The following is a 13,036-nucleotide window of genomic DNA, read 5'->3' as shown; positions in this document are numbered from 1 at the left end:
AAGGAACACCATGACCACGGCAGCTATTTCAACACCCCAACTTGGATTACGTGCCAATCTTGCACAGTTTAGTTTGCTGGTGTTAGTTAATGCCTTTGTCGGTGCAATGGTCGGCATGGAACGCAGTATCTTGCCAGCCATTGCAGAGCAAGAATTTCATTTGGCAGCACGTAGCGCGATTCTGGCTTTTATCGTCATTTTCGGCGTATCCAAAGCCTTAACCAATTATTTTGCTGGACGCTTCTCGGATGTCTATGGGCGCAAGGTGATTCTCATTGCTGGCTGGGTGATCGCGATACCTGTACCATTTTTGTTGATGTGGGCACCATCTTGGAATTGGATATTACTGGCGAACCTATTTTTGGGTATTAGTCAGGGTCTCACTTGGTCAACCACGGTGATCATGAAAATTGATCTGGCCGGATCGCAGAATCGCGGTACGGCGATGGGCATTAATGAATTTGCTGGTTACTTTGCAGTGGGATTGGCTGCGTTAGCGACTGGCTGGATCGCCACTAACTACGGCTTACGACCACAAACGTTTTATTTGGGCGTAGTGTTTGTTGTTGCAGGTCTATTATTGTCAGTGCTAGTGGTGAAGGAAACCAAAGGACATGCAACGCAAGAAGCGACATTAAGTAGCCAGACACCACAAATATTGCCTTCGCAAAAAGACATCTTTTGGCAGACAACTTGGCGTAATCCCAATCTATCGGCAATCACCCAGGCAGGCTTAGTCAATAACCTTAACGATGGCATGGCGTGGGGATTATTCCCGCTAGTGTTCGCCACGGCCGGTATGAGCTTTACACAAATAGGAACCCTGGCTGCAATTTATCCCGGCGTTTGGGGTATCTGCCAGTTATTTACAGGTAGCTTATCTGACCGTATCGGGCGCAAGTGGCTGATCGTCGTGGGCATGTGGGTACAAGCCATGGCAATTGCATTCATCGTTCTCTTTGATACATTTGCATGGTTTATGTGCGCGGCGATTTTATTGGGTGTTGGAACAGCCATGGTATATCCGACACTTTTGGCAGCGATTGGCGACGTAGTTAATCCCACGTGGAGAGCATCAACGGTTGGCGTATATCGCTTCTGGCGTGATATGGGTTATGCATTTGGCGCTTTGCTCTCTGGTGTGATGGCGGATGCATTTGGGGTGGCTAGTGCAATATGGTTTGTAGAGGTTTTGACGTTTTTTTCGGGCGTATTTACTGCTATTCGTATGCGTAATAGTTACAACATCTAAATTAAATTCATTCTCCTAATGGGATTGGTTTATTAAAGGTGTAACTGGTAGAGCTTAACCACATAAGCTGCATTACTGCTTTTCTCGTGTACGTTTGTCGGAACTGACACCATGCCCGTTGACTTTGCCTTCCTCAACTTTAGGAAGTCGAGCGATGGAAACTAAGCGGTTATGCTCATCAAAGAATAATGAAATCTTGTGATCATGAATATTGTTCAGTTCACGATCAACCCGTTTCAGATCATAATCAATCTTAGTAAATAAGAATATGTTTTGACCGAAAAGTTGTGGCTTGTATCCTGAACTCTCTGCATTTGGCTTGCCTAAAATGTACTTAACGAACTGGAGAGTATCTCCGATCTTAATCTTTGTGAGTCCATTTTCAAGACTAAGCACATCCTCTTTGCTAGCTTCAAAAACATATCTGAGTGGAACTGATGAGGCTTTGCCTGTCGCCGCGGGTGCCATATTGGCTGCCACAACAAAAATCACTGCAAAATAACGCAATACTTCCATAATCATCTTTCCAAACTACAGGCTATCCAACTCATCTCTCGCAGGACAGCTGTTATTTACCAGTCCCTAGAGCGATTTGCCCACGCTGCCATCAATTTCCATATACTCGAATGCTCGCATCAGGGACACATTCTTCACATCTGGTGTCTGTCGCATGGTTTGTGACGGCTTTAACATTTAATGCGTTCAAATAAAATTCGCCATTATCCATAGTGAACTAGATCATATAAACAAGCTAAGGGCGTCAGTCTCAAACTACTGCGCCTTCCATTTCAAAAGTGTTTTCGTCAGTTCAAGCGGACTTGGGTTCATCTCTGGATCACAGTAACTTAATGAATCACAAAAACGGGAAACGGCCTGGTCTAAATTTTCTCGAATCCCCAGCCGCAATTGGCAACAAAGTATCAGTTCCGCTACTTTGGCATCGCGCCAAGCCTGGTCACTTTTGAGAAATTCATGCGTATCTAATTTCATAAACATTTCAAGTGCCTGAGCTAATTGTCCTTGATCGTACAGATGATGTCCGAGATAAAGTAGCGCCAATTTGTGACCGGGATTAATACGCAATGTGCTCTCCAAATAGAAATTCACATTCCTATTTCTGAGCTCTGTCGCAGCGGGACGCAAATACCATGCGTAGCCAGCCGCGTACTGAGATTCAGCCAATTGAGGTTCATTATTCCTGGAGAGAAAATCAATCACCTCCCCGAGAATCTTTTCCTGAACGACCGGATCGTTTGAACATTCAGCATCCGCGATTGCTAAAAATGGGTTATATGTGTTTGGATTCATAATCGCCGATCAATGAACAATACTTTTTTCCGACAAATACATAATATTAATTTGATCTAAACCCATTCATCCCTATGTCTTAATTTGTTCTGACCCCATTTATTTCCTGACCCCATTTATTTCTAGCAAATGGTAGAACCCGGCTTTCGTTCTTCGAGTTTGGTTGCATTCAGACATTTCTACTAGTCATACTGATGGCTTTAATAGTTATCGTGAGCATTACTTCACGAGGTATAATTCTTCGAGTAAATAGCGTATGTTTTTTCACACAAGAAATTCGGCGAGAGAACTCATATTGTCGAGGCCCTAAGTGAGCCTGGTTTTAGTCAGATAATTTGAGTTCTTTTTCAATAGCTATCATCGAAAGTATTCATGCAAAAGAACCTGATCAAGCTAATCGCGCTGATATCTTTGTTAAACGGATGTGCGGCCTCCCCAACACTGCCAACAATCCGAAAAAGTGACGTCATAGAAATCGTAATGGGGAGTCACTTACCAACGAACGAAACTATCGATATTCACAACGAGAGCTTCAATAACAATTTGAATACTGGCGCCAAATCCGGAGTATTGACAGGAAGCCTGTGGGGACTCACCTGCGGGCCTTTGGCTATACTGTGTGTTCCTCTCGGTGCGCTTATGGGTGGGGTCACAGGCACGGCGACTGGTGCGGTGATCGGGCTAACAGGGGCGCTATCAACTGAAAAAACCAGATTACTACGTGAACGCTTGTTACGCGTTCAAAAAAAACACGGCATGCTTGACGAGCTACAATCCAATGTGACTGAGCGTGCAAAAAAAAATTGGACTATCAATCCTAGTCAGTCAGTAGCCATTGTGAGTGTTGTCTTGCAGGAATTGCAACTTAATTCAACACGCGATGAGCAAATCAGTATGGTCATTCGAGTTCAAGTCGATGTGCGACCAAAGAACGGGCCGCAGATAGAAGCACCCACCCCAAAAATGTATTCTTATATTGGCCCTCCCAGCAGCCTGTCGATCTGGCTCGATGAGGGTAATGACTTTATCGATACTAATCTAACGAGTGCTAGCCAACAAATTGCGGCACAGATAATCGCTGATTTGACCGTAAGGTAAACACCGATACATCTTTTAGTGTCCCTCAAAATATGATATCCAACGTCACTGAAAAAAGCCGGCGACAGTTCAATACAGAGTAGAAAAGATAACTGGAGTCAGCTCGTGAAAGTTGACTTGAAACCTTTACAGATAATTTTTTTAATCGATCCCCAACTGATGAGTTGAACCTGAAAGGCTTGCTTCACGGTTAATACAAGTTCCCTTAGTTTAGGTCAAGAAACCCACTATTTTCGACAAGGTAACTATGGCTGTTTTAGTTTTTAGTATTTTTTACCATGTCGACACTACGTAATTTTTTACCCATTCGCCTTACCTTCACTAATAATAAAAAAGTGAAAACACCGCCTATCAGTATCGCAAAAAACAAAACTCCTTGACTGAGCACCTTCAAACTTAAGGGCTGCACCGACTGACCCGACGCTCTATAACTTACTTCGATACGAACACCTTCAGATGAGTGAGCCTCAATAAGCTGATATCCAGATTTTTCATTTATAACAGAGTACTCCCACGATTCATCGTTCGTAACTCCTTTGTCGAATGGCAGCTGCAAACTTGAGTTTGGATTTTTATTGATAAACTCATTTAAATCCGCCAACAAAACAGATTAAATTTTATTATCTGCAGGCAGTCTGACCAAAACATAGAACATCTTTGGAAATGAACTTCCCGAAGAAATGTCACGCTCACATTGATTTTGATTACAAATAATTTTCATTGTTGCAAAAATACTAGTCACGAAAATTACCGGAGTAAACCAGATCGAACCTAGCAATCCTATCGTCGTCAAGAGAATTTTCTTCATTTTTCAAGCATCCACAAGTCGCGATAGGAACCGCAAACTCTTCAAATCGTCCAGGTACCACCTCTATGCCCAAGTTGAAACTCGTGCAAAAGACTGTCGACTTTATCCCAGCCTAAGCTATCGGCATAGAACATAGGTCCACCACGATGCATCGGGAAACCATAGCCTTTTAAATACACGATATCAATATCCGAAGCGCGCGCCGCGATGCCGTCGCGTAGGATTTTTCTGCCTTCGTTCGCCAAGGACAAGACTAAGCGTTGAACGATTTCTTCATCGCTGATCTGTCTTTGTTTCACACCCAAGCTTTGTGCATGTTGCTTGATGATTTGATTGACTAATTCAGATGGATGCGCTGTTCTGTCGTTAAGCTGATAGTCATACCAACCCGCCTGAGTCTTTTGCCCAAACCGGCCTTGCTCACACAGCAAATCACCAAGCTTGGAGTAAATTGCCTTAGGATTTGCGGTAAGGCGGCGTTTGCGTATCGCCCAACTGATGTCATTACCTGCCAGATCGTTCATGCGAAACGGCCCCATCGCAAAGCCAAAGGCTTCTATGGCCTTATCGACTTGCTGCGGTGTACAGCCCTCTTCTAGTAAAAACGCCGCTTGTTTGGTGTATTGCTCTAACATGCGATTGCCGATGAAACCATCACAAACGCCCGCAACGACGGCGGTCTTTTTAATCTTCTTGGCTAATGCAGAACAAGTTGCCAACACATCCGCTGCCGTTTGTTCTCCGCGCACGATCTCCAATAATTCCATCACATTGGCGGGACTAAAGAAATGTAGGCCGATGACGTCTTGCGGACGCTTGGTGAAACGCGCGATCTGATTTAAATCCAAAGTCGAGGTATTCGACGCCAAAATCGCACCCGGCTTCATGACCTGATCAAGTTGTTCGAACACACTTTGTTTGACTTGCATCTCTTCGAACACCGCCTCTATCACCAGATCGGCCTGCGCTATCTCTGCATAATTATCGACACCGGCGATCAGTGCACAACGTTGCTCACATTGCGCCTGTGTGAGCTTGCCTTTCGTGACTGCGTTTTGATAATTGCTACGAATTCTTGCCAAGCCTTTTTCTAAGGAAGCAGCTTGCAGATCCAGAATTTGCACGGGTATGCCAACATTAGCGAAATTCATGGCAATACCCGCCCCCATCGTTCCGGCACCGATCACTGCCACGGTCTTAATATCACGCAAAGGCGTATTGGCATCCACACCAGCGATCTTTCCAGCTGCGCGTTCGGCCATAAAAATATGACGCAAGGCCAGTGACTCCGGGCTTTGCAATAGCTTCTGGAAAATCGCACGTTCGGTCTTAATGCCTTCATCAAAGGATTGTGTGAGGCAGGCTTCCAATGCATCGAGACAGCCAAATGGCGCAGGAATTTTTTTCTTTAGCGCGCTACGGCTTACCGAAAAAAAATCAGGGTTGACTGGCGCATTTGCAGACTTGTCACGCACGCGTGGAATTGGTCGCACCTCTGCAATACTATATGCAAAGACCTCCGCGCTAGTGATTAGTTTTTGTGGATCACTCTCATACAGATCAAACATGCCGCGCTGGGCCAATGTATCAGACAACATCATCTGCCCAGTCGTGATCATACTGGCGCAAGTCTCCATATCTAATAAGCGCGGCAAACGTTGGGTGCCACCTGCACCGGGCAATAGCCCTAACTTCACTTCAGGTAAAGCGATCTGCGCGCCACTACTCGCAACACGATAATGGCAAGCTAAGGCCAACTCCAATCCGCCGCCCATACAGACAGCGTTGATAACAGCCACGATGGGTTTGGTGTACGCATCCATTTGCTCAATCAACACCGGCAATGAAGGTTGAGCAAAAGTTTTTTCTGTACCGAACTCTTTGATGTCTGCACCACCCGAAAATGCTTTGCCGCTACCAGTGAGTAAAATAGCCTTCACTTCTGAATTGGTTTCGGCATTTTTCAGACATTCTGCGATGGCAGATCGGGTCGCGTGACCAAGGCCGTTCACTGGTGGATTATTAATCGTGATGATGGCTAAGCCGCCATTAATTTGCATAGATGCGCTCATATTTTGTCTCTATATTTGTCTCTATATTTTTATGTTTCTAATGTCATCGATAGCTTAACGAATTTACTATTTTCTCAAACTTCCAACCACTCTCGTCGTATCGAGTCATTCGCCAGCAATGCCTGTTGATCACCTTCAAATACCGCCTGCCCGTGTCCCATAATCAAAAAACGATCCGCCACTTCTAGGGCTAAATTGAGCTTTTGTTCAACCAACAAAATAGCAATGCCTCGTTGTTTGATCTTAATAAAAAAGTCGCGTAACAGTTCTATGACTTTAGGCGCTAAGCCTTCGGTTGGTTCATCGATCAATAATAAATCAGGATTACCTAACAAACCGCGCGACAGACTCAACATTTGTTGCTCACCGCCCGACAATACGCCTGCTTTGGTATGCCTGCGCTCGTTCAAGATGGGAAATAGCTCATACATCTCATCTAAATCCCAAGGTGCTTGATCTGTGATTCCAGGCTTTTGTCCTAAACGCAGATTCTGCTCTACGCTGAGTTCAGCGAAAATATCGCGATTTTCCGGTACGTAGCCTATGCCAAATTGTGCAATTTTAAAACTAGGCATGCCGAGTATCTCTTGTCCACGAAAACGAATATTACCCTCGGCACTGACCATGCCCATAATCGCTTTCAAGGTCGTTGAACGCCCAACGCCATTTCTACCTAAGAGCGCCAAAATTTCACCAGGCCGAATTTCAAAGTTCAGACCATGCAAAATATGGCTCTTATCGTAGTAAGCATGTAAATTTTTTACGCTTAGCAAGGCACTCATACGGTGCACTCCAAATGACCCAAATACGCTTCTTGCACTTTGGCGTGACGACGGATTTTTTCTGGCGTATCGCAAGCGATGATTTCACCATGTACCATCACAGCTATCCTGTCGGCCAATTCAAATACGACTTGCATATCATGCTCAACCATCAGCAGGCTTTTTCCTGTGCTCAACTGACGAATCAGCGCTATGGTTTTCTCTGTTTCTGAGCGGCTCATGCCCGCGGTGGGCTCATCCAATAAGAGGCAATGCGCACCACTGACAACTGTCATACCGATTTCTAAAGTGCGTTGTTCTGCATAACTTAGTTCACCAGCAATGTGATCGCCTTGAGCCGTTAATCCTATGGCATCCAATAATTGCAAGGCTTGCTCATGAATCTGCTTTTGCTGCGAAAATCGACGCCAAAATGTATAACGAAAACCCAGTCGCCACATGACAGCGCAACTGAGATTATCTATTACGCTGAGGTGGGTAAATACATTACTAACTTGAAAACTGCGCGCCAAACCTAGTCGCGCTATCTGGTGGGGTGGCAAGTCTGAAATTTTTTTATCATTCAAAAATATCTGGCCACTAATTGTTGCATTGTTCGAATTTCGACCTGAAATTAAATTGAATAAGCTAGACTTCCCTGCGCCATTTGGACCTATCAAAGCTAATCGCTCACCTGCCCGCAATTCCAAATCGACACCACGAAGTATCTTAGCGCTGCCAATGTCCAGCCGTACTTGCTGCAAACTCAGCACGCTCATAAGCGACCTCGCTGTTTCGCCTTTAGCACTGCGTTAGCAGCAATACTCGTACCCATCATGAGCGCTGCAATATTCCAAGCAAGCAGATGATGTGGATTCAACTCCACACCTATCATGCGCAATATTTGTTCATCGCCTGATTGAAAACGCAGACGATATAACATCTCTATAATTAGAATCATCCCGAAAGCAAACAGGCCAGCAAGGGTAATGTTTACACCACAACGCAAAGAAAATTGCCTCAATGTAGCTTGCATACGCGCACGCTGAAACGCCTTGAAAAAATCTCTTACCAAGCCGGTCAAACCTTGCGGCGCTTTCATCACAATCAAGATAAACAAAATCCCCATATAGAGCTGCCAGGCGGGTGTCAATTCAGATAAGTATACCGACATGAATACGCCAAGCACAGCACCAGCAACTGGCCCTAAGAAAAAACTGATACCACCGATATAGGTAAATAAGAGTACCGTACCAGAACGCACGGCGCTTACATTTTCTGCGCTCGCAATCTCAAAATTAATAGCCGATAAAGCCCCGGCGATGCCGGCAAAAAAACTCGACAAGACCAAGATTAAGAAGCGAATCCAACGTGGATCAAAGCCTATAAAAGCAACGCGTTCAGGATTATCTCGCACGGCTTGCGCCAATTTGCCTAGAGGTGTGTGCTTTATGAAGTACATGGCCAGCGTTGCGATGATAGTCCACAAAATAATCAAATAACTGACTTCAATTTGCGGCCCGAACGTGATGCCAAAGACAGGCTCACCCGAAACACGATTCGCGCTAATACCACCTTCCCCACCAAAAAAACCAGGAAACATCAAGGCACTGGCAAACACTAATTCCCCTATACCCAAACTAATCATAGAGAAAGTGATACCTGATTTCTTACTTGAAATCCATCCAAAAATGCTACCGAATAATGCACCCGCCAAACCACCTATGAGTGGAATCAAACTTAGTGGCATATGTAATCCGCCGTCGCTGATTTTATTCATGGCATGAATCGCGACAAATCCACCCAAGCCAGAATAAACCGCATGCCCAAAAGATAGCATGCCGGTCTGTCCTAACAACATATTAAAAGACAGCGCAAAAACAGAGGCAATGCAAACTTGAGATAGGAAACTTAAAGCCTTACCGGAAGAAAAAAAAGCAGGTAAAAATAAGATGAAGACAGTCAGCGACGCGATACCCAACATAGCTAGGAATGACCGAATGCCTGGCTGAAAACGCAACCGAGAATTACTAGGCATGGCGCGCCCCCATCAAGCCTTGTGGTCGCCACAACAGCATTAAGATCAAGGTCAAAAAAGGTAGGATAGGTGCAATCTGCGAGATATTTAAAGACAATAGAGTGTAAGCAAAATGGTCGGTTTGAATATCACCACCAAAGCCCTGAATGAGTTTGAGTAATGAAACATCCAAGGTGACCGCAAAGGTCTGGACACAGGCGATCAATAAGGAGGCCCAAAACGCGCCAACTAAAGATCCCATGCCACCCAACACCACGACCACAAAAATAATACTGCCTACACTGGCAGCCATACCAGGCTCGGTGACAAAGGCGTTACCGCCCACCGCCCCCGCCAAACCAGCCAATGCACACCCAGTGCCAAACACCCACATAAAAATGCGCGGCACGTTGTGGCCTAATGCTTCCACCATGGTCGGCTGTGTTAGCGCCGCTTGTATCACCAAACCAATACGGGTACGCGTAATCAGCATGTAAATGATAGCCAGCATTATCAAGGCGACGAGTGCCATAAATGCGCGATAAACTGAAAAGGTACTGCTAGAGATGGAGAATAGTGCGCCTTGCAGACTTTCAGGAATCGCATAGGGAACTGTCAGTCGCCCCCAAATTAATTGCACTAATTCGACAATCAAATAAGAAAGGCCAAAAGTAAAAAGAAGCTCAGCGAGTTGACCTTGTGCATGCAATCGTCTGAGCGCAAAACGCTCAACGACTACACCCAGCAAACCGGTGATCACAGGCGCTAGCAGTAAGCCGCTCCAAAATCCCCATAAGCCACTGAAGGTATAACCTAGGTAGGCACCCAGCATATAAAAACTGGCGTGCGCAAAATTGAGAACACCCATCATGCTAAAAATCAGCGTCAGTCCCGCTGAAAGCATGAAGAGCAAGAGGCCGTAACTCAGGCCGTTGAATAAGTTGATGAGGAAAAATTCCAAAGATTCGAACTTTCAGGCTAGTTCAACAACTAAGTTAAGGATAGAAAATCAAAGCCCTCAACGCCGAGGCGCGGTGGCGCTGAGGAGCGCGGAGAAAAGCTTGATACTCCCTTGCGTTCTCTCCTTTTGCTTTTTTCAACACCTCAGCGTCTAGACCTCGAAGGCTTTTCAGTCTTAACTTACTGCCAGTGCCCCTAGTCTCACTGAACGAGGGGCAAACAAGGTATTTGCGTCTATATAGAATCAGCGGCATACAAAAGATGGGCTGTTCGGACCGACATCCTAAACAACATCAAGGCCGCTTCATCTGGCAGGAGGTCGGTTGCGCAGCCACAAAGGCATCGATTTTTTGTAAAGTTTGCCAACCCATGCCGGTATTTTCCTGATCGAACTTAACATCTTTACCATTCAATTTGACCCAATTAGACAGATACAAAGTTTGTTGAATTTGATGGTCGCTCTTACGCATGGTGGCGGGATTGCCAAAGAAATCGATTTGTATGTCTTCTAGCGCAAAAGCAACTTTGACAGGATCTATCGTGCCCGCTTTTTTGACGGCTTTACTCAGGCTGGCAATCAGGGAATACGTTGAGACAGAAGACAGATCATCTTTGTATTTTTCTTTGAAACCCTTAGTCAATTGCGCCCCCAAGGTTGAGGCATTATTTGGGTGCCAGTAGCCTATCAGTTTTACTTTATCGATACCTGCAGAACCCATTGCGGTTGGCACACCTGTCGAGCTGGCGTAGTAGGTATAGAAATTAGCACTCAAACCTGCTTCTTTCGCCGCTTTAATCAATAGCGCCAGGTCGGTACCCCAGTTGCCAGTGATAACAGAGTCGGCACCTGAGGCTTTCATCTTACTGATGTAAGGCGCGAAATCTTTCACCGTCGCGAGTGGATGTAAGTCGTCACCGACGATTTGTATATCAGGTCGCTTACGCGCTAAATAAGCCTTCGCGGCACGCGCGACTTGTTGGCCGTGCGAATAATTTTGGCCTATCAGATAGACTTTTTTGATGTTTTTGTCCGCCGCCATAAAGCTGCTGAGCGCTTCCATTTTCATGTCGGAATTTGCATCAAAACGGAAATGCCAAAAGCTACATTTGCTATTGGTCATATCCGGATCTATAGAGCCGTGGTTCAGATAGATGATTTCTTTGCCCGGATTGCGTTGATTATGTTTATTGATGGCGTCGATCAAAGCCAATCCAACCGCCGACCCCGTGCCTTGAGCAACATAACGATAGCCCTTATCGATCACTGTTTGCAATAGGCTTAAGCTTTCTTGCACGCCAGCTTTATTGTCAAAAGCGTCGAACACGAGCTTATGTTCACCCGCCCATTTTTCGGCATTCGCGCGCTCTGCGAGATAACTAAAAGAATTAAAGCTATTGTGACCTATGGGCGCAAATGGCCCGGACATGGGATCGATGACCGCGATTTTCAGCGTATCGGCATGCGCAATATGAGTGCTTGCTGCCAGGCTCAACACGAATGCGAAAAAGATTTTTTGCATAAGGCTCTCCATGAGAAATATCAACAAGTTTGGCGCTGGCTTAGCGTAACTAAGGACAAGCGCCGTTTTGTACAGAATTAACGTGAACGCGTCTTCGATAGATTCGCAGGGCGTGCGATACGTTTTCCCTGACCTTTATCATGATTCACTTCACGGTTTACTTTGGCACCCGTAGCTGCATTAGAACCTGTGCCTCGGCTTGTACTAAGAGCCGCTTTTGTCCGTAAACTACCAACTTGCGGGCGAGCACCGCCTGCAATCGCAGAGCGTCCCTGACCTTGAATGCTGCGATCCACATTTGCTCGTACCGGACCTTTCATACGAACTGTTTCAGTTTCACCCGATTCAATTTCAAACTTCGCACTGACATCTTTACCCAAGACACGCACCAGGTAAGGCATCACTTCACGCAAAGTCGCTTCCAGCGTCCACGGTGGATTGATGATGAACATACCGCTGCTATGCAAACCAAAACCGTCAGGTGTCGGACCACTGATGCTCAAAGTTACATTCAACCAACCATTCGCCGGAATACGTTTTAGGCGCTCAGGCAATTGTTTGGATTCTATACGTGATAAGACCGGATACCAGACTGCATAAGTACCCGTTGGAAAGCGTACTAAAGCGTCTTCCAGACAAACCTTCACGCGACGATAATCGTCTTTGACTTCATACGGTGGATCAATCAAGACTAAGCCACGACGCGATGGCGGTGGCAGGATGGCTTTCAAACCTTCGAAACCGTCACCTGCGTTAATCATAATCCGTTTGCCGCGCACCGTTTGACGCTCGCCCTGCTCGGCTTTGTGGGCTTCTAATTTGCGGAAATTTTCGCTGAGGATTTTGATTTCGCTAGGATGCAATTCAAACAAACGCAAACGGTCTTGCGAGCGCATCACTTCATTCGCGCAGTAAGGCGAACCTGGATAATAACGCATCTTTCCGCTAGGATTCATGGCTTTGACCAAGTCCAGATAGACCTGTAAAGCAGCAGGAACATCATCTCTATCCCACAAAGGGGCGATACCGGTTTCATACTCGGCATTTTTCATCGCATAGCCGGTATCCAGAGAATACAATCCGGCGCCGGAATGGGTATCGACGTAAGTGTAAGCAGTATCTTTCTGGCCGAGATAATTCAGTAATTCGATTAAAACAAAGTGTTTGAGAACGTCAGCATGATTGCCAGCGTGAAAACCATGGCGATAGCTCAGCATAGTGGGGATTCCTAAAAAGAGAG

The 13,036-nt window shown here is 45.7% G+C and carries 10 protein-coding genes and 1 pseudogene; 2 read left to right on the top strand and 9 right to left on the bottom strand.

The features are described 5' to 3' along the window. Positions 1-10 precede the first annotated feature (10 nt). Complete coding sequence (locus tag AC1RR2_RS00780) at positions 11-1,252, top strand: MFS transporter (RefSeq protein WP_493220389.1); 1,242 nt, start codon at positions 11-13, stop codon at positions 1,250-1,252. A 72-nt stretch (positions 1,253-1,324) separates the two neighbouring features. Here AC1RR2_RS00780 and AC1RR2_RS00775 read toward each other — a convergent pair whose 3' ends face one another. Both AC1RR2_RS00775 and AC1RR2_RS00770 read right to left on the bottom strand, forming a co-directional pair. Beyond that, complete coding sequence (locus tag AC1RR2_RS00775; protein ID WP_493220388.1) at positions 1,325-1,768, bottom strand: hypothetical protein; 444 nt, start codon at positions 1,766-1,768, stop codon at positions 1,325-1,327. 255 nt (positions 1,769-2,023) lie between these two features. Continuing rightward, positions 2,024-2,560 (bottom strand): hypothetical protein, encoded by a 537-nt coding sequence (locus AC1RR2_RS00770; RefSeq protein ID WP_493220387.1) that lies wholly within the window; start codon positions 2,558-2,560, stop codon positions 2,024-2,026. A 372-nt stretch (positions 2,561-2,932) separates the two neighbouring features. Here AC1RR2_RS00770 and AC1RR2_RS00765 point away from each other — a divergent pair, with 372 nt between their 5' ends. Beyond that, positions 2,933-3,658 (top strand): hypothetical protein, encoded by a 726-nt coding sequence (locus AC1RR2_RS00765; protein ID WP_493220386.1) that lies wholly within the window; start codon positions 2,933-2,935, stop codon positions 3,656-3,658. A gap of 849 nt (positions 3,659-4,507) precedes the next feature. Here AC1RR2_RS00765 and AC1RR2_RS00760 read toward each other — a convergent pair. The 7 genes and pseudogenes from AC1RR2_RS00760 to AC1RR2_RS00730 form a co-directional block, all read right to left on the bottom strand. Next, complete coding sequence (locus AC1RR2_RS00760) at positions 4,508-6,538, bottom strand: 3-hydroxyacyl-CoA dehydrogenase NAD-binding domain-containing protein (protein WP_493220385.1); 2,031 nt, start codon at positions 6,536-6,538, stop codon at positions 4,508-4,510. A 74-nt stretch (positions 6,539-6,612) separates the two neighbouring features. After that, on the bottom strand, positions 6,613-7,311 hold the full coding sequence (locus AC1RR2_RS00755; protein WP_493220689.1) for an ABC transporter ATP-binding protein: 699 nt from the start codon (positions 7,309-7,311) through the stop codon (positions 6,613-6,615). Between the two features lie 5 nt (positions 7,312-7,316). Further along, on the bottom strand, positions 7,317-8,078 hold the full coding sequence (locus AC1RR2_RS00750) for an ABC transporter ATP-binding protein (RefSeq protein WP_493220384.1): 762 nt from the start codon (positions 8,076-8,078) through the stop codon (positions 7,317-7,319). After that, a complete protein-coding gene (locus AC1RR2_RS00745; RefSeq protein WP_493220383.1) occupies positions 8,075-9,283 on the bottom strand; it encodes a branched-chain amino acid ABC transporter permease in 1,209 nt (402 codons plus the stop codon). The genes AC1RR2_RS00750 and AC1RR2_RS00745 overlap by 4 nt, the downstream gene beginning before the upstream one ends. 46 nt (positions 9,284-9,329) lie before the next feature. Beyond that, the gene (locus AC1RR2_RS00740) at positions 9,330-10,220 is read right to left on the bottom strand and encodes a branched-chain amino acid ABC transporter permease (protein WP_493220688.1); all 891 of its coding nucleotides are present in this window, start codon (positions 10,218-10,220) and stop codon (positions 9,330-9,332) included. A gap of 349 nt (positions 10,221-10,569) precedes the next feature. Beyond that, complete coding sequence (locus AC1RR2_RS00735; RefSeq protein WP_493220382.1) at positions 10,570-11,796, bottom strand: branched-chain amino acid ABC transporter substrate-binding protein; 1,227 nt, start codon at positions 11,794-11,796, stop codon at positions 10,570-10,572. A 335-nt stretch (positions 11,797-12,131) separates the two neighbouring features. Next, positions 12,132-13,013 (bottom strand): annotated as a pseudogene (locus tag AC1RR2_RS00730) (23S rRNA (adenine(2030)-N(6))-methyltransferase RlmJ); the annotation flags it as partial. Positions 13,014-13,036: the final 23 nt, after the last annotated feature.

Source organism: Undibacterium sp. GW821-FHT11H02 (assembly GCF_058808015.1).
This window is presented reverse-complemented; position numbering and strand designations above follow the sequence as displayed.